Source organism: Paenibacillus cellulositrophicus (assembly GCF_009363095.1).
Taxonomy (GTDB): domain Bacteria; phylum Bacillota; class Bacilli; order Paenibacillales; family Paenibacillaceae; genus Paenibacillus_AQ; species Paenibacillus_AQ favisporus.
The window spans coordinates 2,776,173-2,799,382 of record NZ_CP045295.1; the positions used below are offsets into that span (position 1 = coordinate 2,776,173).

The 23,210-nt window shown below is 53.5% G+C and carries 24 protein-coding genes; 5 read left to right on the forward strand and 19 right to left on the reverse strand.

What is annotated here, in order from left to right; genetic code table 11:
• Positions 1-46: 46 nt before the first annotated feature.
• From GCU45_RS12525 to GCU45_RS12575, 11 genes are all read right to left on the reverse strand, one after another.
• Positions 47-769 (reverse strand): nucleotidyltransferase domain-containing protein, encoded by a 723-nt coding sequence (locus GCU45_RS12525; RefSeq protein ID WP_152399196.1) that lies wholly within the window; start codon positions 767-769, stop codon positions 47-49.
• A 69-nt stretch (positions 770-838) separates the two neighbouring features.
• On the reverse strand, positions 839-1,114 hold the full coding sequence (locus GCU45_RS12530; RefSeq protein ID WP_094596977.1) for a hypothetical protein: 276 nt from the start codon (positions 1,112-1,114) through the stop codon (positions 839-841).
• Between the two features lie 154 nt (positions 1,115-1,268).
• Positions 1,269-2,198 (reverse strand): tRNA dihydrouridine synthase, encoded by a 930-nt coding sequence (locus tag GCU45_RS12535; protein WP_425281293.1) that lies wholly within the window; start codon positions 2,196-2,198, stop codon positions 1,269-1,271.
• A gap of 685 nt (positions 2,199-2,883) precedes the next feature.
• Complete coding sequence (locus GCU45_RS12540) at positions 2,884-3,525, reverse strand: peroxiredoxin-like family protein (RefSeq protein ID WP_152399198.1); 642 nt, start codon at positions 3,523-3,525, stop codon at positions 2,884-2,886.
• Positions 3,526-3,625: 100 nt separating this feature from the next.
• On the reverse strand, positions 3,626-4,141 hold the full coding sequence (locus tag GCU45_RS12545) for a hypothetical protein (RefSeq protein ID WP_152399199.1): 516 nt from the start codon (positions 4,139-4,141) through the stop codon (positions 3,626-3,628).
• 517 nt (positions 4,142-4,658) lie between these two features.
• A complete protein-coding gene (locus GCU45_RS12550) occupies positions 4,659-5,237 on the reverse strand; it encodes a TetR/AcrR family transcriptional regulator (RefSeq protein WP_152399200.1) in 579 nt (192 codons plus the stop codon).
• Positions 5,238-5,563: 326 nt separating this feature from the next.
• Positions 5,564-7,096, reverse strand: coding sequence for a 23S rRNA (uracil(1939)-C(5))-methyltransferase RlmD (gene rlmD / locus GCU45_RS12555; RefSeq protein WP_152403018.1), 1,533 nt, complete (start codon positions 7,094-7,096; stop codon positions 5,564-5,566).
• Positions 7,097-7,562: 466 nt separating this feature from the next.
• Positions 7,563-8,444, reverse strand: a complete 882-nt coding sequence (locus GCU45_RS12560; RefSeq protein ID WP_152399201.1) for a diacylglycerol kinase — start codon at positions 8,442-8,444, stop codon at positions 7,563-7,565.
• Between the two features lie 48 nt (positions 8,445-8,492).
• Positions 8,493-9,272: a sirohydrochlorin chelatase gene (locus GCU45_RS12565; protein ID WP_152399202.1), complete on the reverse strand. Its 780-nt coding sequence runs from the start codon at positions 9,270-9,272 to the stop codon at positions 8,493-8,495.
• 1 nt (position 9,273) lies between these two features.
• Positions 9,274-9,564, reverse strand: coding sequence for a YerC/YecD family TrpR-related protein (locus GCU45_RS12570; protein ID WP_076176780.1), 291 nt, complete (start codon positions 9,562-9,564; stop codon positions 9,274-9,276).
• Positions 9,565-10,212: 648 nt separating this feature from the next.
• A complete protein-coding gene (locus tag GCU45_RS12575; protein WP_152399203.1) occupies positions 10,213-10,449 on the reverse strand; it encodes a hypothetical protein in 237 nt (78 codons plus the stop codon).
• A 237-nt stretch (positions 10,450-10,686) separates the two neighbouring features.
• On the opposite strand from GCU45_RS12575, the gene GCU45_RS12580 reads away from it, so the two are divergent.
• Entirely contained in the window at positions 10,687-11,280 is a 594-nt protein-coding gene (locus tag GCU45_RS12580; protein WP_105442490.1) for a hypothetical protein, read from the forward strand.
• Between the two features lie 383 nt (positions 11,281-11,663).
• Here the strand turns inward: GCU45_RS12580 and corA are convergent, their stop codons facing one another.
• From corA to GCU45_RS12600, 4 genes are all read right to left on the reverse strand, one after another.
• Positions 11,664-12,623 carry a magnesium/cobalt transporter CorA gene (gene corA / locus GCU45_RS12585; protein ID WP_076176783.1) on the reverse strand — a complete coding sequence of 320 codons (960 nt, stop codon included), beginning with the start codon at positions 12,621-12,623 and terminating at the stop codon, positions 11,664-11,666.
• A gap of 219 nt (positions 12,624-12,842) precedes the next feature.
• A complete protein-coding gene (locus GCU45_RS12590; protein WP_076176784.1) occupies positions 12,843-13,832 on the reverse strand; it encodes an inorganic phosphate transporter in 990 nt (329 codons plus the stop codon).
• A gap of 16 nt (positions 13,833-13,848) precedes the next feature.
• A complete protein-coding gene (locus GCU45_RS12595; protein ID WP_076176785.1) occupies positions 13,849-14,463 on the reverse strand; it encodes a DUF47 domain-containing protein in 615 nt (204 codons plus the stop codon).
• Between the two features lie 229 nt (positions 14,464-14,692).
• Entirely contained in the window at positions 14,693-15,805 is a 1,113-nt protein-coding gene (locus tag GCU45_RS12600) for a DUF3048 domain-containing protein (protein WP_152399204.1), read from the reverse strand.
• A 482-nt stretch (positions 15,806-16,287) separates the two neighbouring features.
• On the opposite strand from GCU45_RS12600, the gene GCU45_RS12605 reads away from it, so the two are divergent.
• A complete protein-coding gene (locus GCU45_RS12605) occupies positions 16,288-16,833 on the forward strand; it encodes a DoxX family protein (protein WP_105442486.1) in 546 nt (181 codons plus the stop codon).
• Between the two features lie 242 nt (positions 16,834-17,075).
• Here the strand turns inward: GCU45_RS12605 and GCU45_RS12610 are convergent, their stop codons facing one another.
• The 3 genes from GCU45_RS12610 to GCU45_RS12620 all read right to left on the reverse strand — a co-directional run bounded on the left by GCU45_RS12610 (position 17,076) and on the right by GCU45_RS12620 (position 19,467).
• Entirely contained in the window at positions 17,076-17,858 is a 783-nt protein-coding gene (locus GCU45_RS12610; RefSeq protein ID WP_076176788.1) for a DODA-type extradiol aromatic ring-opening family dioxygenase, read from the reverse strand.
• Between the two features lie 180 nt (positions 17,859-18,038).
• A complete protein-coding gene (locus GCU45_RS12615; protein ID WP_076176789.1) occupies positions 18,039-18,869 on the reverse strand; it encodes an alpha/beta hydrolase in 831 nt (276 codons plus the stop codon).
• A 121-nt stretch (positions 18,870-18,990) separates the two neighbouring features.
• Positions 18,991-19,467 carry a hypothetical protein gene (locus GCU45_RS12620; RefSeq protein ID WP_152399205.1) on the reverse strand — a complete coding sequence of 159 codons (477 nt, stop codon included), beginning with the start codon at positions 19,465-19,467 and terminating at the stop codon, positions 18,991-18,993.
• A 259-nt stretch (positions 19,468-19,726) separates the two neighbouring features.
• Between GCU45_RS12620 and GCU45_RS34385 the strand changes: the two genes are divergently transcribed.
• On the forward strand, positions 19,727-19,849 hold the full coding sequence (locus GCU45_RS34385) for a hypothetical protein (protein WP_256992987.1): 123 nt from the start codon (positions 19,727-19,729) through the stop codon (positions 19,847-19,849).
• An 80-nt stretch (positions 19,850-19,929) separates the two neighbouring features.
• Positions 19,930-20,595, forward strand: a complete 666-nt coding sequence (locus GCU45_RS12625; protein ID WP_152399206.1) for a DUF1129 family protein — start codon at positions 19,930-19,932, stop codon at positions 20,593-20,595.
• 168 nt (positions 20,596-20,763) lie between these two features.
• Here the strand turns inward: GCU45_RS12625 and GCU45_RS12630 are convergent, their stop codons facing one another.
• On the reverse strand, positions 20,764-21,975 hold the full coding sequence (locus tag GCU45_RS12630; RefSeq protein WP_152399207.1) for a chromate transporter: 1,212 nt from the start codon (positions 21,973-21,975) through the stop codon (positions 20,764-20,766).
• Positions 21,976-22,255: 280 nt separating this feature from the next.
• Here GCU45_RS12630 and GCU45_RS12635 point away from each other — a divergent pair, with 280 nt between their 5' ends.
• The gene (locus tag GCU45_RS12635) at positions 22,256-23,197 is read left to right on the forward strand and encodes a hypothetical protein (RefSeq protein ID WP_152399208.1); all 942 of its coding nucleotides are present in this window, start codon (positions 22,256-22,258) and stop codon (positions 23,195-23,197) included.
• The last annotated feature ends 13 nt before the right edge of the window (positions 23,198-23,210 follow it).

The window sequence follows — 23,210 nt, forward strand, 5'->3', positions numbered from 1 at the left end:
GGCTCATTTCATATCACCAATAATTTACTTCCTAACGGACTGATCTTCAGCTTTCCCAGTAATTCACTTCATTTTCCAGCTGGTCTCCCCATGCCTCATACACTTGATTAAAACCAAAAGATCTTAGCAATTTTTCGGTAGCTCTAAACAATATGATTTGATCCTTGGGGTTAGCGGATTTGGATATCGCTGCAAATCGTTCACTTAAAGCTGTCTTCTGCATTGGAAGATGCTCCAAACGATCGAGTAAGATATCGACTCTATCCAAATAAGGGGGAATAAGCTTATTCATACTAAACAAGCAATTGATTAAGCACATGATAGACGAAGAAGCCTGCAGTAAAGCCCCAAGTTCATTAGTTCTTCTTACTGCCTTCATAGATCGGTAAAAAGCATTCAGATAGGCATCCAACCATTTCGTGACTTGTCTTTCAGATTCTTGATCAGATAGTGTACAGATTTCATGAATAACCGATGGCAGCCATGTGGTATGGTCAACGATGATTTGAGCAGTTAAAAAGGCGTTCGCTCGCCAATCCGATAATTTTCGAAGCCCTTTAATCTCCTTTTCGCTTATGTAGGATACATCCCATTTCCAAGCGGCGTTGGGAAGATGCAACACGGGCTCGGACTGTTGATAGACGACAAGTAAATCGACATCCGAGTGCTGGTCATGAGCGTCAGCTGAAACTGAACCCATTAAAAGTACACCTAATACATTGGGCTGACTACAATTTTCATATACTAACTGTTTGATTTGATCAATCATACGAACACCCCCACGATTGTATACTTTTTGTTGTCACTATGAATACAAGTTCTTTTACACTCCTTGCGCCTACATTTCCCGAAGCAGTGAAGTATTCAGCTCCGCTCTTCCCAGGTAACCGCTGCAGATGACAGGGCGGTTAATGATTTCATATAATTTTTTAAGATCCGTAATGTACTCTTGGCTCCAGGTTTCAAACGATTCGAATTCTTCCTTGGAAATTTGGTGGTACTCCGGGGTGTCGGCGATCCCCGTTAAGACCTCATACGCATAGATATCGTCGCCAAACTTTCCTACAGATTGGTATCTGCCTGTTTTCAGACGGATGTAATCGGTGTATCTCAAGGTCATCACTCCATAGGGATCATCATTATCGTACAATTATCATAATCTGCCTTTCAGTACAACACAATCGCAACCGAATAAGACTATATTCATCCATCGTAGAACGCAAAAAAACTCCATCCCCTCAGGGACGGAGTTACTCCGCATACCTTATTTAACTGTCCCCGCCCTCATCCATACGCTGTGCAAATTCGTCCAAAAGCGCACGCACTTCATCGGTAGACTCCGTGCTCATCAATTGATTTCTGAGTTCACTTGCGCCTCTAAACCCTTTGACATAAATCTTGAAAAAACGATGTAGGGCTTTGAATGGACGGGTCTCTAATTGTTGGGAATACTGATCATGGAGATCCAGCTGCAATCTTAAAAGATCAAGATATTCGGCGCTGCTATGCTCCCTCGGTTCTTTTTCAAAGGCAAACGGATTTTTAAAAATACCACGCCCGATCATGATGCCATCCACACCATATTGCTCAGCCAGCTTCAGGCCCGTTTGACGGTCAGGAATATCGCCATTAATTGTGAGCAGCGTATGTGGCGCCACACGATCCCGAAGTGCCTTTACTTCAGGAATCAGCTCCCAATGCGCATCAACTTGGCTCATTTCCTCTCGTGTACGCAGATGGATCGACAGATTAGCGATGTCCTGCTTCAAAATATGGGTCAGCCAGTCCTGCCATTCATCCACCCTGGTAAAACCAAGTCTGGTCTTTACACTTACAGGCAAACCTCCTGCTTTGGCGGCTTGGATAATTTCAGCTGCAACCTCTGGACGGAGAATCAATCCGCTTCCCTTCCCGTTGGATGCCACATTAGGAACAGGACAACCCATATTGATATCGATCCCTTTAAATCCTGCCTTCGCCATCCCGATACTCATCTTTTCAAAATACTCCGGCTTATCGCCCCATATATGTGCAACCATCGGTTGTTCATCCTCGGTAAATAGCAAACGGCCGCGCACACTATGATTGCCTTCTGGATGACAGTAGCTCTCCGTATTCGCAAACTCGGTAAAAAACACATCCGGTCTTCCTGCTTTACTCACGACATGACGAAAAACAACATGCGTTACATCTTCCATTGGTGCAAGTATAAAGAAAGGCCGGGGTAAATCAAGCCAAAAATTATCGTTCACTTCAAACTCAATCCTCTCGTAATAATAAAGCTTCAGCCGTTATCCAAAAATATAACGCCTCATATTCGACTTCTTATCCATTTATATCATGCTTCATAACATAATGATTAAATCAAAGTACACTCGGATTTCCAACCCTTCTGACCATATTATATATCAAATTACTCTGAAATTTTTATATTGTCAGATATAAGAAAAACTCTATCGACGTACCTTCCAAGAAGACAGACCGCGTTTAAAGGAAGTTTTTCTTGCAATATCAGGAAGCCATGGCTCTAGAGTTTATACTTTCTGATATTATAAGAAAAACTCTATCGACGTACCTTCCAAGAAGACAGACCGCGTTTAAAGGAAGTTTTTCTTGCAATATCAGGAAGCCATGGCTCTGGAGTTTATACTTTCTGATTTTATAAGAAAAACTCTATCGACGTACCTTCCAAGAAGACAGACCGCGTTTAAAGGAAGTTTTTCTTGCAATATCAGGAAGCCATGGCTCTGGAGTTTATACTTTCTGATTTTATAAGAAAAAGAACGATCTCCCCAATCAGAGAAATTCGTTCTTTATTCCAATCATTTAATCATGCCATTCCTATGAAACATAGAAAGTATAGCGCAATTATTATCGTAGGGTTTACAGCTTTCTCAATTCCTGCAAAATATTGTCCGGATCCAACCGCTGCATAAAGTCCGGATTCACGTAGGCAGAACGGATGATGCCGGATTCGTCGATCATAAAGGTGGAAGGAATCGGCAGGATCCAACGGTTCGTCGCATTGTATTCCGCCAGGTCCATGCCCATTTGTTTCATCATGTTCTGGATATAATCCGGAACGTCGTAAAGGATGTTATAGAAAGCAGCCACGAGACCGTTGGTGTCGCTCAGGACTTGGAAGGTCAGCTCTTCTTTCTCCTGCTGGGAAAGCGTGTTGTCGGGGCTTTGCGGGCTGACCGCGATCAACTGGCCCCCAAGGGCTTCGATGTCCGGCAGTAGCTTCTGATAAGCCTTCAGTTGACTGTTGCAGAACGGGCACCATCCGCCCCGATAGAAAGTGAGGACAACAGGTCCTCTGGACAGTTCATCATAAAGATTAACCGTTTCACCCAAAGCATTCTTGAGTGTAAAATCTTTGGCCTTCTCCCCCTCCTGCCGGCCGTAAGGAATACCGGATTCCTGCTGCTCTCGGATCTGACGGAACATCTCTGTTTGAATCTCTATAGGGGTATGCGCGATAAATTGCTGTTTGGTTTCCGCTAAAGCTTGAGTTAATGACATGTTTTGCTCTCCCTTTTAATTAAAACTTTCTTATAGAAGCGGCTTTAAATTAGATAGACTTGCTGGTTATTTATCAGGCTAAATCTCAATTCATGAAGCTTCATTCGGCAGAAATCTCGGCTGGTGAGGCGAATGCCGCGCGCTTGCCTTGCCTGCGCAAATGGATGATTTGGGCTGTCAAGCCAACAATGAGAATGACGAAGAGACTGCCTTGAGCGCCGCGGAGAATGGGCGAACTCAGATCGGTGACGAAGGGATGGCCGTTAGGAACACGGGTCAGGGTTTCGGTAATGGTCGGCAACATCAGCAGAAACGCTGTCAGGCTCAGGAAGATGGTTTCGAGGTATTTCCCCGCACGCCCTAAGCTCGAAATACGCCCGACGCCGTATCCGGCGAGCAGCAGCAGGATCGTTGCGGTACCAATGGCATAGCTAGCCGACTGATGTGCGATGGGGAATACGGTGATCGCGCCAATCAGCATCGAAATGAAGTAGACGACACCGGGCTTTGACCGGGGCACAATCCGTCCGTAGCGAGCAAACATATAGATAGCCAGCGGAATGGCGGGCAAGCTGCTGAGTGTATGCACCCAGCCGAGTGATGAAATTCCAAACATAATTGTCTCCTTCCAGTCCATAAGGACAAGGTTGATTTGTTTTGTCTTGGCGCGAGCCGATACTAGCGGCTGACAGCATTTCTGATCAAAAATTCATTTGATTGTTATTCGCTACCTACTAATAGGTAGGTTAAAAAGACAAGACTCCGCCATCTGCTTTAAACGTCCCCCCGTGCCCATCGTGAAAAGACATTACGCTCGGACCACTCGACGGGACCGGCCACAACCGATATCCCATACTCAGCAGATCTGGATGTATGTCGGGTCCATCGACGGGCAGCAGGAGTCGTTTAAGCAATCATTCAGCGACAAATCGAATACGCCGTTCTCACTATAGACTGACGATATGTAGACGGCATGCCTCGTATCTGCACTTGGCGGATGAGATGCGATTCGTTCGTAAAAAAGCGACCTGATCCTCATTAGAACATAGTCTGCTCTCAAGATGGGTAAAGCTAAAGGGTTCACCTCTTTTCTTCTAGATCATGGCTACAAACCATCGCCATCGCGGCCTTCATCACGAAGAGAATCGCTCCAAGAGTGAGCTTGTGACGACGCCGAATATCTTCGGATCTCCATAGGCCCGCGCTGAGAGCATCGCGCCGTGAACTGTCGCCATGAACGCTTCGGCCTCATCATGAGGGGTACCCATCAGTTGAAACTCCCCTTGCCGTGCGCCGCGCTCCAGCACAGCTGTCAACCATGCCGACAGGGAGCGGAAATGCGCCCGGACCTCTAGGCCAACTTCCTCGGGCAGGACGGGGAGCTGGCTTGCCAACAGCGCGCAGACACAAAACGGAGCGCTGTCGTCCATGATGCAGGCTTCCCAATAACCAGTATAGAACCGAAGCAGTTCGAGCGGATCGGATACCTGATGCTCGAGATTCGCCATCCCCTCTTCGGCTTCCTTCCGATACCGGGCAACCAGCGTTCGGACCAGATCGACCTTGCTTGGGAAATGGTGATGGATGCTCGCCTTACGAATCCCAACCACATCAGCGATGTCGGCATAACTGAAGCCGTTGTAGCCGCCAGCGATGATCAGAGAACGCGCACAAGCCAGGATTTCGTCATAGGTGTTAGATAAATTGTTCATATCGTCATTCTACCTTCTGGTAGGTAGTTTGTCAAATGGCGGCATAGGGGCAAAGCTGGACGGAATCATCAGTAAGGTAAAATGCAGGCGGGGCAAGGGTTTTAGCGGGTTCTGGGTTCAGGGTCGAGGGGAAACGGTATGCACGTATCCTGTCCCGCTCCCTAAAAATAATATTCCCTGCCCCTGGGTTCCCCCGGCGGATATCGATTGGGTTTAAAAAAGCCAAGGAAAAACAGGAGTGAGTACCTGAATTTCGTTCGGCTCTTAGGCAGACTATTTATGCTTTATGCAGACTAATTAGGCTTTGGGTTAACTTTGATTGCTGTTTACAGACTATCCTTCACCAACCAAGCCACCGATTCTACATGCATCGTATGCGGGAACATATCCACCGGCGTCACTTCCACCGTCCGGTACCCGCCATCCTCCAATATCCGCAGATCCCGCGCCAGTGTAGATGGATTACAGCTCACATACACCACCCGCTCCGGCTTCATCTCCAGAATCGTCTCCAGCAGCTTTGGATCGCAGCCCTTGCGCGGCGGGTCGACGACGATGACGTCCGCTTCGATGCCCTGCTCCTTCCAGGCAGGAATGACATCTTCGGACGCTCCGACCTCAAACGTGACGTTGCTCATCCCGTTCAGTTCTGCGTTGCGGCGCGCATCCTCGATCGCTTCCGGCACGATCTCGACGCCGTACACCTTGCCCGCATGCTGCGCCAGGAATAGAGAAATCGTCCCGATACCGCAGTACGCGTCGATGACCGTTTCCTTCCCGGTCAGCTGTGCATACTCAACCGTCTTCCCGTACAGCACCTCGGTCTGTGCCGGGTTCACCTGATAGAACGACCGCGCCGAGATGGCGAACTTCACGTCGCCGATATAATCATAAATGACCTCACTGCCCCACAGGACACGAGTCACGTCACCGAAAATCACATTCGTCTGCTTCGTGTTGACGTTCTGGCAGATGCTGACGACCGACGGCAGCTGTTCGCGGATCTCCGAGATCCACTCGTCCGCATGCGGTATCTTGTCTCCGTTCGTGACCAGAACGATCATCATCTCGCCGGTGCGGAAGGCAACTTTCACCACGACATGACGAAGCAGGCCTTGGCCGGTTTCTTCGTCGTACGCGGTGATGCCGAGCTTGCGACCAATGGCCTTCACGCTGGCAACGACCTCATCGTTGTGCTCGTGCTGGATGAGGCAGGCCTCCATGTCGATGATGCGGTGGCTGCCGCGGGCGTAGAAGCCGCCCACGAGGCCGCCTTCGGTGACGCCGATCGGCACCTGGGCCTTGTTGCGGTAGCGCCACGGCTCGTTCATGCCCAGCGTGGCATGAACCTGGATGCCCTGCGCGGCACCGCCGGCTGCGGCAGCGGACGCCGGCGCAGCAGCATCCGCGCCTGCCGCCCCCTGGGCGGCCTGCTGCCCGCGCAGCTCGGGCTCGCCGAGTACCTGCAGCTTGCCGATGCGCGTCAGGTTGTCCACGACCAGCTGGCGCTTCCACGCGAGCTGGGCGGCGTAGTCCATGTGCTGCAGCTGGCAGCCGCCGCACTGGTCGTAGATCGGGCAGGGCGCCGCGATCCGGTTGGGGCTCGCCTGCACGATGTCAAGCAGCTTGGCGTAGCCGTACTGCTTCTTGGTCTTGAGCACCTTCACGCGGACCTTCTCGCCGGGAAGGGTGCCCGCGACGAACAGGGTGTAGCCTTCTGCTCGGCCAACCCCCTCTCCGTCGTGGTTCATGCCGATGATGTCGATGACGGCCTCATCGTTTTTCGCTACCGGCAGGCCGGCAATCGCTGCAGGCGTGCTGCGGCGGCCGGAATTCCGGCGGCTGTGTCGCTTGTTCATGCTGCTTGAGTCACTTCTTTCGAGTATATTTTGAAAGGGAAAGCCCGATGCACGGCGGCCTGTCCACCTGTATTCGTTAAAGTTATATGAGGAATGATATTCCGTTACTTGCTCTGCAAACTGATCCATGACTATCCTTGTACCGCATATACTCCTCTATGATTCATCCATGTTCCGCATACTAATCCTTGCTCATTCCTTGCTCCACACACTAATCCATCTTTATCTCGCGAGTCATAAGCCCCACAACTCCCTGGCTTCATTTCTTCCCCGCATCCTTCCCATTATAACAGAAAAGCGCACAAAAAAAGTCAAGATGCCCTGCCCCCATCCATGGCGGATGAGCCGCATGCCGACACCTTAACTCCCCTGCGATGATCCACCGCCTGCCCAGCTTCCCTGCGGCCGGACGAACCATTCTGTTCCTATCCATGTTGTCTATATCGAGGTATGTCAAAAACAAGCCTTACGCAAAAATCCGCAAATGCTGCGGCAGCACCGAAAACTGCCCTGGCAGCGTTCCGCCGAGCTCTCCGTCCAGGTTCAGCAGCACCTTGCCAGGGGACGTCACTTCCATCGATTTCGTGCGGAAGTAGACGACCTTCTTGTCGTTGAAATGCTCGCCACGCAGCGCGAGGCTGACCAGCCGCACGAATTCGGCCAGGTTGCATTTCTTGAGGGCGATCACGTCGAGCAGGCCGTCGTCGATCCGCGCGCCCGGCGCGAGCTTCTCGAAGCCGCCAACGGAATTCGTGTTCGTGATCAGGAAGATCATGAACTCGTCATGGATCGTCTCCTGGCCCTCGGCATTGATGATCAGCTCCTGCGGAGACAGGCTGACCATCTTCTCCACGCCTTTAATATAATAAGCGAGCTGGCCGATCATCGTCTTCAGCCGGCTGGGCACGTCGTACGTCAGCTCAGTAAGCGTGCCTCCCCCGGCGATGTTGATGAAATACCGGTCATTCGCCTTGCCCACGTCGATCGGGCGGGTCTGCTGGCGGATGACCAGATCGCAGTAGTCCTCCCAGTTCCTTGGAATGCCCAGCCCCCGCGCAAAATCGTTTGTCGTTCCGACCGGAAACACGCCGAGCGGCGGCAGGTTATCCCGCTCCGCCATGCCGTTGACGACCTCGTACAGCGTGCCGTCCCCGCCGGCGGCAATGATCATGTCGTACCCCCGCTCCACGGCGTCGATGGCCGCCTTCGTGGCGTCCCCTTCGCCCATTGTGGCATGGCAGGAAGCCTCGATGCCGCCCTGATCGAGCCGGTGCAGAATGTCCGGCAGTCGCCGGCGCATCTCCTCCCGGCCTGAGGTGGGATTATAAATCAAACGTGCTCTTTTCATACATACGCCACCTAATAAGTTGATAATTTCCGAATAAGCGCCTGTTCCTTACAATGACGCATCAGCACCACGCGCAAGCCAGCTCCGGATCTGCCTCTCCATCCAATGGGTCAGCAACGGGTGCGGCAGCAGCGCTTCACCTGAATACCGGTAATTTAACCCGTCCAGCCGCTGCGGAATCACCGTCCGGGTGAAATAGCCGTCACTCAAAAACAGCGGAGCTGCGATCACCTGCATTCCGCGTTCTTTCTGCCAGTATTCCACCTTCGCCCGTACGCTGTCGGGCCGAAGCAGGGCATAATCCGCCGCGGCCAGGCCGCCGATCGCCCGGGCGCTCTCCGCCAGGTGTGAGAGGCCTTCCTCCCAGCGCTCGCGGAAACCGTCATGGCTGCTGCCGTGACCAACAAGAATAAGAACCTCCTCGTCGGGGTTCTTCGATTCCGTCTTCACTTTATCCCACACCATGCGGGCCACGTCCGGATCGTTGTCGATCGGCTCTCCGTACAGAATATTCGCCCGGATGCGAAATGGCTCCAGGTCCGTGTCGATGGCCGGGGCGTCAATGACGCCGAGCGCATATGCGATTTCATTCACATGGGTGCTGCCCGAAGAGACAAACAGCGGAATCACCAGTATATCCGTAGCGCCCTGACGCTCCAGATGATCGATCCCGTCCTGAATCAAGCGGCCTTCCACGATCTCCAAGAACGAAGCCGCCACAGGGAGTTCTCCCCGCAGCGGCAGTTGCCCAACGGCATCGTCGACCAGCTGGACCCAGGAGGATTCCCTGGAGCCGTGACTGATAACAAGTACCCCCGGTTTGCGCATATTAACGCCCGAGACGCTCTAACGTCATTTTATACCCTTCGTTGCCATAATTCAAACAGCGCTTCACCCGCGAAATGGTGGCCGTGCTGGCTCCCGTCTCCGCCTCGATCTGATTGTACGTGCTGCCCTTGCCGAGCATGCGCGCCACTTCCAGACGCTGGGAGAGGGATTGGATCTCGTTGACAGTACACAGATCGTCGAAAAATACGTAGCATTCCTCTACATCTTTAAGAGTTAAAATGGCTTCAAATAGTTGGTCGATGCTTTTATCATTAAGTTTCTTCAGCTGCACTGAAATATCATCCCCTATTGTAACTATTGCCTATTCAGGATTTTGCTCCCGTCACAGGGTCTTTCCACATTTAATATCGGTCAATCCGTGTTCAAATGATAGTCCTCTATGTACTCCCATTGTACCGAGCCGGTATGAACTTTTCAAGCGTTAACGGATTCACGCACTGAAGAGTTGCATGGCAGCAGGCCAAATAAAGCGACATGGATCCGCCGCCCGGTCCCCGATGCCCTTCCACGGTTAAAATGCATAGAACACCACCTTCCAATTGAAAGCGCTTAAATTATACATCATCCAGACGGGCTTGTACATGTTTTGGTGGATCATTTCCAATTCCCGGCATTGGACTCCGGGTTGTGATCAGAAATTGGCGATATTCCTTCTCCCGGATCTTCCGCACACGCACCAACCGGGCCGCTGCTGAATCTTGTAGGATAAGGGCTCTGGGATCCTTCAATGCCGATTTTTGTGCAAAAGAAAAACCGCCCGATATGGCGGCATGGCGCGTCGCTCTGATGTTGGTGTCCACTCATTCCTGACTCGATGGTCCTTCTCTATGTCGGCCCATTCATCCCGGACCCGAAGCTCCTTCTCTATGTCGTGCCCATTCATTCCAGATCCGAAGCTCCTTCTCTATGTCGTGCCCATTCATTCCAGACCCGAAGCTCCTTCATTGGCTTGTGCGTTCTTCTCCTTATGATAATCCTCCCAAAGCGGGGCGATGTATTGTTCCAACGTGTTTACGATCTCATTTCTCCGGCCTTCTTCGATATTGACCGTGTCATTTAAAATATCGTTCCGAATCCGGATGAGCACAAATAGCGGAGGTAATGCCACCTCACGCAGCGCCTGAATCATGTGTTCTTCTTGAGACGAAATATCCATCACGGCATCTTCCTTTTCTGTTTGGGATGAGCTCATTATAAACCGTGACATTAGTGTCAGGGTCAAGCAAAAATTAGCCGCATTCCAACGTTGCCGACCGTTTCATCCGCTGCTTCCGCGCCGCCTGGGCATCCGCCCGTTTCCGCTCCTATCCCTGTCTACCGGGCTAACGTCCATACATTATGTTTGCCCAGCACATACAGTATAGTAAATCATTCCAAAAAGGAAAGTGATACCATGCCTGAGCATTACTACCATAAGTCAAAGGCAAAGCCCAAAGCTGACCACCGCTCGCTGAACGAATTTGCCTCCCCATATCCACAGTCCCCGTATCCCGGCATTCAAGGCTATCCGGACTTTGGAGCACCCGGCGGGTTACCCGGCGGCGCTCCCGGGTTTGCGCCTTATTACGGACCTGAAGGGTTGGCAGGTACGGCCGAGATCATCCCGCCAGTATCCGCAGCCGCCTCTGCTGCTCCCGCGGCCGCCGCAGCCGCAGCCGCCGCACCGGTCGCTGCAGCAGCCGAAACCGCCAAAACCGGCTTCTCCCTCGCCCAGCTCGGCGACCTCAAGGGACTGATCGACCGGGTCGGCGGCATCGACGGCATTGTGAACTCCGTCGGCAAATTCCAGAAGGTGATGACCGGTATGCAGCAGATCGCCCCGATGTTTAAGCTGTTCGCGGGTCTCGGTAAAGGGAAAACCAACAGCAGCAATGATGGTGAGTACAGACCGCGTCGGAGAAAGAAGTCCAAGAAATCGTCTTCCAAGAAAAAATCATCATCGAAGAAGAGCTCGTCGAAAAAAACATCCAAGAAGAAGCGTAGCTGATGCCAAAAAATCCACTTCCATTGCCGTTTAAGCGTCGAACGAAGCCTTCATTGGTGCGATGAGCCGGTGTCATGAACCGGTGCCATATCGTACCTCATGCCCTATCGTACTCACCATTCACAGTATCGATACCCTCATGTCGCCCATTTTACCGAAAGAATAACGATGATTCCCTCTTCGCCACCATATTATGCCCAAAGAACATACAAGCGCCAGGTCCCTGCTCAGAAGTCTCTCCACTTCCGTGCTTGGCCTGGCGCATTCCGTTCTACCATACGTTCTCTTGTCCTGTCGCCCGTTCTACTTTATCCTGCTCTTGGCCGATTGCCCCGTTCTACCCTGCCACACTCTTGGCCTGACGCAATCCCAGATAGTCCTTCCCCCTATTTGAACCATCCGCGCTTCGTGAACCACAGCACCATGCCCGCCCCCAGCAAGAACATGAGCAGCATGACAGCGGGGTAGCCATACTTCCAGTTAAGCTCGGGCATATTGACGAAGTTCATGCCATAGATGCCGGCGATGAGCGTCAACGGCATGAAGATGACGGTAATGACCGTCAGCGTCTTCATGATCGCGTTCGCCCGGTTGGAGTTGAGCGAGATGTAGCTGTCGCGCAGGTCGGCGGTCATTTCGCGGTCCGCCTCGATCATGTCGGTCAGCTTGAGCAGATGGTCGTAAATATCGGCAAAATACACTTTGTGCTCGCTGTTGTTCTGGACATGCTGGGAGTTGACGACCCGGTACAGCAGATCGCGCATCGGCACGATCGTCCGCCGCAGCTTCAGCAGCCGGCCGCGCAGGTCGAACACCTGGTTCATCAGCTCCTCGACCGACTCTTTGCCGCCGCGGTTCTCCAGGTCGGCCAGCTCATCCTCGATTTTGTACAAACTCGGAAAATAGCGGTCCACCAGGTGGTCCATTATCGTATAGGCGCAGGATACCGGGCCGCGCGCCCAGATTTTGCGGTCATGCGCATGCTGGAGGATCTGCTCCCAGGCGTCGTCGACGACCGGCAGCTCTTTGAGATGAAAGGACACGAGCAGATCGTGCCCGAGGAAGAGGTCCACCTCATCCACCCCGAGGGTATCGGGATCGAGCGCATGCAGAACGAAGAACTGCAGATCCTCGTACATATCCAGCTTCGGGCGCTGCAGCACATGCATGCAGTCCTCGACCGCCAGCGGGTGAAAATGAAAATACGTATGTAAAAGGGCGGATTCCTCTTCGGTTGGACCGTTGAAATCCACCCACATCCAGGCATAGTCCTCCATCCGGGCTTCTTCCAGCGAAATTCCCGTCAGCACCTCATGGGTATGGGTAATGGCAAGCGTGCGTATCATCGGCGTTCAGCGAAGCTCCCCTCTAGCGGCTTATGTTGCGGCTCCGGCAGAAGCGGAGCACTTTATATGTATGTTCTGATCTATCTTAGTATTGTACAGCATCCGTTCGAATGAAGTCACGCCGGCGATGTTTTTGCGCAACAAAAAAGCCAACCCTTTGACGATTGGCCCCCACTCTACTCCAAATGTGTACATCTATATATATGAGATTAACCAAGATTAGAAAAAGATTTTAAAGATAATGCCCGCCAGCACCGCTGAAATCGGAATGGTAATGAACCAGGTGATGACGATTCTTCCGGCCAGCGACCATTTCACCTCGGAAAAGCGCTTCGCGCTGCCCACGCCTAAGATCGCAGACGTAATTGCGTGCGTCGTACTGACTGGCAGGTGCAGGAGCGTTGCCGTGAAGATGACGGAAGCGGACGAGAAGTCTGCCGCAAAGCCGTTGATCGGCTCGATTTTGAAAATTTTCGTACCCATCGTCTTGATGATTTTCCAGCCGCCGATGGACGTGCCGAGCGCCATGGAGGTCGCCGCAGCGATTTTAACCCAGAGCGGAACTTCGAGCGTCTCCAACCGGCCCGATGTCACCAGCGCCAGGGTGATGATCCCCATCGCCTTCTGTGCATCGTTGGTGCCGTGTGTGAACGACTGCAGCGCCGCCGTAATGATCTGCATGAATCGGAAGCCTTTATTGACCGTATGCGGGCTGCGTTTGGCAAAGATCCACTTCAGAATCGTCATGACGATATAGCCGATCACAAATGCGATCAGAGGGGATAACAGTAAGCCTTCCACAATTTCCGTAAAGCCGCTCCACTTGATATGGCTTGAGCCTGCTCCGACGTAAACCGCTCCGGCCAGCGCACCGATGAGTGCGTGTGACGAGGAGGACGGAATGCCGAGCCACCAGGTGACCAGGTTCCAAATGATCGCCGCCAGCAGCGTGGCTATGACGACTTCAAGCCCGTTATTCAGCGTCGAGGGGTCGGTGACACTGCCGCCGATTTTCTTCGCGACGCCCGTAAACATAATCGCGCCGACAAAGTTCATGACCGCCGCCAGAAGGATCGCCGTCCGTGGCTTCAGCGCCCGTGTCGATACGGACGTGGCAATTGCGTTCGCGGTATCGTGGAAACCGTTGATAAAGTCAAACGCCAGCGCCAGAATGATGACTATGGTAAGTACAAATAATGATGTCTCCATGTGTCTCCAAAACCCCTTACGAGTTGCTCATAATGATCGATTCCAGCATGTTGGCCACGTCTTCGCAAGCGTCGGTGGTCGTCTCAAGGCGTTCGTAAATTTCCTTGCGCTTGATCAGCTCGATCGGATCGGTCACTTTCGCAAACAGCTCTTTAATACAAATACGAAGCAGCTCGTCGCCCTGGTTCTCCAGGTCGTTCAGGCGGATCGTATATTCACGCATGGCCAGCAGCTTCTTCTGGGACAGCAGGTGGATCGCTTTCTGAATTTCATAAGCCGACTGACGGAGAATTTCCGCGAATTGCACGATATACTCATCCGGATCCGGGAGATGGTACATGTCGAAACGGGAAGCACAGGCCTCCAGCCCGTCCATCACATCATCCATGGTGGTTGTCAGGTCCATGATGTCGTCACGTTCGATGGGCGTAATGAATGTCTTGTTGAGTTCTGTAATAATCGTGTGCGTGTAATCGTCACATTGCGACTCGAATCTCTTCATTTCGTTGGCAAAAACAAGCACATCTTGCAGATTGTCCACATGCTGGGCGAAATAATCGGCAGCCTGCACAATCGTATCGGCCATATTCTCCAGGGTTTGGAAAAATATGTCCTTTTTCTTCAATCTCATACGATAACCCCTTTACATAAGTTTGCATAAACACCGCAAAAACATGAGAATGACAACCCTTGTTATCTTATCAATCCGTCCTACGGTTTGTAAAGATAAGCGGCTTTCAATTTTAATGCAATGTAAACTCGCTGCCGAATTTATATATTAAACTTACCCATTCCCTTCCAAAATATCCGGTGGAGTGACAATTCCCGCAAGGATTCGCCATCCTTCCCCTATTTTTCCGTCATTTGAGAAGCTGAAGATGGTTGTCGAAAGATGGCGCATTCGGCACGATGTTAAAATACGTGGTTCCCGGGTAGAGCGGCACCTCTTGGCCGTCTTTTACAAAGCGGATGACATCCCCTTTGGCGCTCACCCACTTGCCCTCCAGCACCTTGCCCCGCTGCAGCAGCACAGCCTTCCCGCCGGAAGATACATCGATGTCCAACCGGCCCACATCGTCCAGCACCTTCTGGTCGGCACCCAGCACGATGACGTTCGCCGCGGTCAGCTGCTCGTTGTTGTTCAGGTCGATATGCGGCTTGCCGTTAATGAAGCGCTGATAGAGCTTGGTGGCGGTATCATATTTATAGGAAACTTTATAGCTCTGGAGCAAAAAGGTGACGTCGACGCCCGCAGCGTCCTCGCCCTCGGGAACGCTGTCGTCCGCCGGTTCGTGAAAAGGATACGACTTCAGCTCCACATGCTCCGCGTATCCGCGCTTGTCCGCTCCCTCGCGCAGCTTATCCTCGCTCGAATACAGATTGTGCGGTGCTTTACGGCTCTTGTCGCGCCAAAAGTACGGCCCGGCGTTGCTGATCTCGTCCAGGTCCTCCTTGTGCTGGCGCTGGATGATCGCGTAGGCGTCGTTGCTGCCCCCGGCATGCACCAGCACGCCGCCGTAGCTCTCGCCCAGATCGATCAGATACGGGCGGATGCTGCGGATCGGCCCGATCGTCTCCTCGGCGCCCCGGCTCTGGAAGATGCCGATCAACCGCGTGATGCCGCCCTCAGCCAGCACTTCATAGACGATGTCGGCCTGGCTCAGGCCCGACTGCGGCCGTGCCGCCGGCGCGTTGTTGATCATCACCGCCAGCGGCCTCTTGTCTGCCGGCTGCTCCACCGGCAGCCCGGTCAGCGGCGCCGTATAGGCCGCCGGCTCCTGCTCCGCCGCTTCCGGCGGTGCGGTCTCCTCGGGCGTCGGCTCGTCCTGCGCCGGCTGCTGCTCCCCGGCGGCGGGCGGCTGCGGCGCCTCCGCCGCTTTCTCGGTGCAGGCGGCCAAGAGCGCGCCGCTCAGCGTCAGGCATAGCAGCGTGCCTGCCAGCCTCCTCCAGCCTGGACTCCACGTATCGTTCATTCGCTTGGATTCATCCCTTCATCGTAAACTCCCGGTCATCCCCTGCTGTCTTCGTGCGGCTCGTCCACACATGCTTTCCTTCCATTTAATCACAAAAGGGCGGCATCTGTCTGTGTTTTCAGCCAGATTGGCGGTCCGATGGACTCGCATTAGCGGGCGTTTGATCCTGATCCCAAGCAGATTGACGGAACACACTGCGGTGGACTTCAGGCATAACCTGAGAGACACGCAAGGGATTGTAATCCGGGTACGGCTACACTGAAGGTTATTTATTTTTTCGACTGCCAAAACATCCCGTTTTTCGGATAAATCCAGCTTAGCGTCCAAAGCTTAAACATAACTGAAATCTTTTTTCGTATTTTGTTGGATCTGTGATGTATATCACAGTTGTTGTGAAATTTTTCACTTATAATAAAGACATCAAAGATGATCATCTTCCACAAGCAACACATCCCAAAGAAAATAAAGGAGTGGAACAAATCATGTTCAACCATTGGCTTAGAAATCACAAAGTAGCAAGCTGGCTGCTGACCATCGTCCGGATCTACCTGGGGTACAGCTGGATCAAAGGCGGTATCGAGAAACTGACCGGAGGCTTCGATGCCGGCGGATTCCTGCAGGGAGCGATTGCCAAAAGTACCGGTGATCACCCGGCCGTTCAAGGCTGGTGGGCAGCCTTCCTGGAACACGCGGCCCTGCCGGGCGTCAAATTCTTCAACGTCCTGATCCCGCTCGGCGAAACGCTGGTCGGCCTGGGGCTGATCCTCGGCACCTTCACCACCTTCGCCGCCCTGATGGGTATGGTGATGAACGCGGCGTTCCTCTTCTCGGGCACCGTAAGCACCAACGCGCAAATGCTGCTGCTTGAAATGTTCATCGTCGTCGCTGCCGCTAACGCCGGCCGCATCGGTCTGGACCGCTGGGTACTGCCTTACCTCCGCGGCTTGTTCCACCGGCATCATGACGGCATGGATCCCACGCCGGCACCCGCACCAGGCATGAATGGCAAGAGCAAGGGCGCCGCTTAACTTCAGGAGCAAGCGGACGGCTCGCAACCAGCACCGTCCACTCGGCTGAAGCGCGAATCCCGCGGACGGCTGGATGGACGGATGCGGACCGCCGCTTTCCCCATATACTGCTTTTGAACGTTCCCCCGTTCAAACAAGAAACGAGCCGGCAAGGATGCCGGCTCGTTTATATTTTACAGGACTTTCGGCGCTTCGCCGGTCCCCCTTCAAAATGCATTCTTGCTGCAAGCCTTCCGATCGGGTCAAGACCCGCCGAACATCCAGCAGTTCAGGCTGAGGCTTCCATATTGGTACGTCTGGATCAGCCGTTTGGCCTTCGCCTCGTCGCTCGCTGCGCCCATCGCGTAGAACAGCGGGGCAAAATGCTCGGTCCCGTAGGACGGAACGGCTTCGCGCGCATGCGGTGCTTTTTTGTCGTAGTTAAACAGCTCTTTCAGGTTCCAGGTCTCCAGATTCCGGGCAATCCATTCGTCGAATTCGACCGCCCAGGCTTCCGGTTCATCAGTCTGACTGATCAGCCGCAAGTTATGAACGAGGCCGCCGCTTCCGATGATCAGCACGTTGTCCTGCCGCAGCTCCTTCAGCATCGCGCCAATGGCGTACTGCTCCTCAGGTGACCGCCGTGAATCCACGGACAGCTCAATGACCGGAATGTCCGCGTTCGGGTACATTTTGCTCAGGATGACCCAGGCGCCATGGTCCAGACCGCGTCCCAGAACGGGCTCGTAATGCAGGTTGCCTGCTTCGAACAAGCTGGCGATTCTTTGGGTGACGGCTGCCGACCCTTTAGCCGGGTAGCGGAGCTCGTACATCGCTTCAGGAAATCCGTAAAAGTCGTGCATCGTATCGTGAGATTCGTCCACTGTCATCGATTGCTCAGGACTGTCCCAATGTGCCGAGAAGACGACGATGGCTTCCGGGGCAGGCAGCTCCCGTCCCAGTGACTCCAAAAACCGCGAGTACTCGTGATCCTCCAAAGCGAGCATGGGTGAACCGTGGGCTACAAATAGTGCTGGTAATGTCATCGATGTCAACCTCCACACGCCAGTATACGTTGCTGTTTCTATTGTACCGTGTATGCAGAGAGATTTCCAATTTCCGCCCGAACATACGGTCCGCCCGCCTGCCTTGGATCGCCGCCCCGCCTCGTTATCCACGCCCACCATGCCTGCTGTCTGCCTGGGATAACCGAACCTCGTAACGTTCTAGATCATCCAGTGCTGCCATTCCTGTTGAACGGCTTCCTGGTCGTTCAGCCACTCCTTCGTGCAGTGGATCACCTGTCTGCGGTGAGGTCCGGAGGAATACGTATGGTCCGCCTGGAAAATGATCTCCTTATCGCAGCGCCCCTCGTTGCGCATCCAGAACACCTTTTGATACAGGAACGCATAGTCCACCGGGATGGTGTCGTCCGACGTTCCATGGATGATGAGCACGTCGCCGCCGAACTTCACCGCTTCCTGCAGCGGCTGGTACTGGCCGAGCGAGTCGAAGAATCCCGGGGTGAAGTCATAGCCCAGGTAATCCGAGTACCCGGATTTCACCGCGGTATCGTACACGTCTCTGCCGGTGATTTTCAAAATATCGCTGAGCGGATATCCGACCGACGACCACAGCACCAGGCTCTTGACGCGGCGGTCGCGGACAGCCGTCAGGATGGCCACCACGCCTCCCAGGCTGTGCCCGATCAAGGTGACGCGCGTCGGATCGACATCCACGCAGCTCATGCCGTAATCGAGCACCGTCCGGGTCTGGGCGATCATCGACTCCAGCCCTTCCATCCCGTAGCTCCCGCTGCTCTCGCCGCATCCGGCATAGTCAAAGCGCAGCACCATGTATCCTTCCCGCGCCAGCTCCCGCGCTGTCTTCACGAACAGCCGGTCCACACCGATCCGGCTCCCGACGAACCCGTGGCAGATGATCACCAGCGGGACGCGGTCCTTGGACCGGCCTTCCTTGCCTTCCTGTTTCACCGGATAATGCAGGCTCGCCGCCAGCTCCTCCTGTTCGTGCCGGATCGTAATATTCCGCTCCATCATAACTCCTCCGTCCCCGTAAAATTTATATATTGATAATTCCGATAAGTTTAATGTGATATCGGAATTTATCTTATCACCACGGGGTGGAGAGTGTCAATTGAAAAAGCGGCTTATGCCTCTATTCGTAACTGCGGCGGAACATCGAATGGGTCTCCTCCCGGCCTTCCCAATCGGTCAGCAGGCTGTTCTCCGGACTTACTTCCAGCACATTCTGCGGATGCCAGCTGCCGCGTTCCTCCTTGGACTCGGGCTCATTAAGCCAGCCGTAAGCTTCGATCGGCTCCTCGGCCATTTCGCTCGTGAATGCGCCCGCTGCCCGAGGTCCAATCCCGTTATCTTCGGCTGCCGGACCTACGCCCCGCATGCCGTTGCCGACATCAACCGGGCCAACGCCCCGAAGCTCGTGATCGCTGATGCGATTCGCTTGCCCTGCCTGCTGCCCGGATACAGACAGCTGACCGCCTTCTTCTCCCTTTGTCCGTGCCTGTTCGGCCGCTGCTTCGGACCCGTTCAGTGACCCCAGCGCGGCCATTTCCACGATCCATCCTCTGCTCTTGCTGTCCCACACATACTTCTGCTTAAAGTTGTCGCTCACGACAAGGTCACCCCCTGGTCAGATTAAATAATTGGTGCATATTGACCTATTGTCACGCGCAGCCGGGCGGATTATTCGGTGGTCGTTAAATGTTCACAAAATGGAGGGAGACGGGAGACAACTGCTGGGCTGTGGAGCGTCGCTGTGAAGCGTTGCTATGGACCATCGCTGCGCCTCATATCCCCCTTGCCTGCATGGAAAACAGACGTTCGGCAGAAACTAGGTCTACTTATCATTTTTGCGAGGGGATGGATCATCCATGTGGGACCATGTCATGACGTTTGCCCAGGAAAAACCGCTGTCGATCGTCCTGATTGTCTGCGTCATTATCGCCATCATCTATGTGGCGGTGCACTATGAAATGCTCTTTTTCAAGGAATAGAGGGGCAGTATCCCTTGAAGGCTGCCTTGCAAACGGCCGGGGCTGTTCCTATACTTGTGGTATATGGAGGAGCGTACAGAATGACGATCAAGCAAATGATTCAAGAAAATAACAGGCTGCGCGAAAGCATGACCCCGGCGAACCGGGATTATGTGGAGGACGTCATCATTGCGGTGCGCAGCACCCGGGCCGACCGGCAGCACGCCGAGAAGAAGCTGCTCGAAGTGGCTTCGGACGTGCTGAAGGCCCAGGAAGCCGGCCGCACGGCATCCCAGCTGTATGGCGAAGATCCGGCGGCCTGTGCCCGCAGCATCGCGGATGCGCTGCCGAAGCGTAAAGCCATCGAGGGAGCCGCCTACTACATCATGATTCCTTGGGCGGCGTTCACATTTCTGTTTTTGGTCGAAGCGGTGTTCGGATTGGTCGCCGAATGGAGCGGCTATGCAGGGGAACCGATCAATCGGATCAGCCTGCTGGCGCTGATCGTGTTGGCCGCAGGCTCGATTCTGCTGACCGAGCTCGTCACCAAGACCCTGAATAAACCAGGCAGCGATGAGGGCTCAGGCAAGCCCAAGATTGATTTAAAGGCGATCGGGGTGTACTTGATCATCCTGATCATCGTCATGATCATCGGGTTCTCGATGCGGACCATGCTGCCGGTCTTCACTGTCAACCCATGGGTAAGCCTGGTGATCGGATTGGTTGGGCTGGCCGGGCTGCGTTTTATCTTTCTAAGAAGAGGCTGATTCGGCAAACGAGGTTGGCTGCACAAAGCGCCTTGGCCCAATATTTGCGGATAGCCCGAACATAGCGAAAATCCCCTTTAAGCAGGCAGGTGCTAAATGGCAGCGCTGCGCTTGCTCGAAGGGGATTTTTCGTTTTTGGCTATATATACGACAGCCTCTAAGATCCACTCATATCCATCCGATAATCATTCCGGCTAACGCACCTGCAAGAACGACAACCCAAGGCGGTAGCTTCCAGAAGACAAGCAGGATAAATAACAATAGAGCCAAGGCAAAATCAACCGGTGCCGTAACAGCCGTCGTCCAGATCGGAACATAGAATGCCGCTAACAAGATGCCGACCACAGCTGCGTTAATGCCAATTAGCGCACCTTGCACCCTTGGGCTGTTTCGAAGGCCGTTCCAGAATGGCAGCGCTCCGGCAACCAGCAGAAAAGCAGGCAGGAAGATCGCCACTGTCGCGATAATTGCACCAGTTATGCCGCCGGACATCGCTCCGAGGTACCCTGCAAAAGTAAACAGCGGCCCGGGAACGGCCTGCGCCGCCCCATAACCGGCAAGGAAGTCTTCCGGCCTTACCCAGCCCGTCGGCACAACCTCGCGCTCCAGCAGAGGCAGTACCACATGTCCGCCACCGAATACTAATGACCCCGAGCGGTAGAAGCTGTCGAACAGGGCCAGCCATTGGATGTCAAATATTTGTCTTAGGAGCGGCAGCGCAGCGAGCAGGCCGAAAAACAAAACAAGGCAGCCGATCGCGAAAGGTTTGCTCACCGGCATCCGCAGGCTCTGAATGCCAGGATTCGGACCCTTTTTGTACAGCCACAGTCCTAGTATTCCAGCTGCGGCAATGATGAGCACTTGAGTATAGGCTGTCGGCCATAGTAACACAAGTGCAGCGGCGCCAACGGCGATCGTGATCCGTGCCCGGTCGGGGGTCAGCTTTTGGCCCATGCCCAGCACAGCTTGGGCTACAATCGCGACAGCCACGATTTTAAGCCCATGTATCCAGCCTGCATTGGCGATATCGAAACCTTGAAGCAATAAGGCGAACAGAACCAACACGATCACGGAAGGCAGTGTAAAGCCCAGCCAGGCCATCACACCGCCCCACAGGCCCGCCCGGAGGATGCCAATCCCGATTCCGACCTGGCTGCTTGCTGGACCGGGCAAGAACTGGCAGAGGGCCACAAGATCCGCATAGGCTTTTTCGTCCATCCACTTCCTGCGCCGAACGTATTCGTCATGGAAGTAACCCAGGTGGGCAATCGGACCGCCAAAGGAGGTCAGGCCTAATTTGGTGGAGACGCGAAGTACCTCCCAGAGTGAGGCTGATTTTGCATTGGTAACCTCTAAAGGTTGTTGTGGTTCAGGGTTCAAGCCAATCGCTCCCTAACGTTATTTTTGGGGTGCTTGCTGCCGGCAAATCAAATCCATCATAAACGTTATATGTTGTATGTAGATTAATGGAGTATCAAAAAATTCAAAACAAGTGAATAAAAATACGAATCCCTGATATTTAGTTCTATGGAGTACTGTGAAATTCCCCTGTCACCAAAATCAATCGCTAAAAGTTTACAAGTCGGAAACAAGTTGAGATCAAAGCGAAACAACCTTCGGGTAATATGTTCATATACCAAACAGGAGGTTGAACACACCTATGAAAAAAACAGTTACCGCGGCCACAGCCGCTGCCCTTATGATTGCCCTTACCTTGCAAACCGGAGCCGGAGCGGTTCATGCAGCCACCGCGCAGCCTGCCGCTACCAAATCGGCAGTTTCTGCCGCCGTCTCGGCCAAAACGAAGCACGCCGACGCCATTTACAACCACATGATGGAGCTGCTGAAGAAACCGGCGAAGCAGGCGGAAGCACTGGCCTACATGGAGAAAAACATGTATCAAGTAACACCATATCAAGCGATGCTGATGGCCCTCAAGATGGAGAATGCCGAAAACGCCAATCTGGAAGCGTGGAACCAGAAATTTTACAAAGACAATGTACAGCGCAGCCTCATGAAGCTGATGAAGCAGGGCGACGACCTGACTTCCCTGATCAATAAGACGAGCGACAATAACCTGAAAGCCCTCTTCAAAGGCGCCCGCGACAGCGGCTATCGTCTCGAAACGGCTGAAGGTATGTTCTACCTGGTGCTGGACTACCCGCGCTTCCAGAAGGTTCGCCCTTATGTGACCAACGATATCAAGAGCTATATCGATATCATGACGGCGGAGACGAAAAACCGCTTTGCCAACGACGCGGCGCTGTCGATCAGCTGGCAGGAAGTCATCAAGCGTGCCCAGACCCAGGAAGCATTCGTGAAGTCGTATCCGAAATCCAACCGTGTGACCCAGGTCAAAGCGCTGTACCAGCTGTACCTGTCCATCAGCATGAACGGCCTCAACAACACGCCGATGTTCGACTATAACAGCAAGAAAATCGATCCGAAGGCCAAAGCAGCGCTGGAAGCTGCTGTCAGCAAAGGAAACCCGACCACGAGCGGCTACCTGAAACGCATCAAGGGATTTCTTGACGTCGTGAACAAAAACAAAGACACCCTGACCCCGGAAGTCCGGAACTACATCAACTCCGCGCTGAAATAATGCCGTTCGTTCA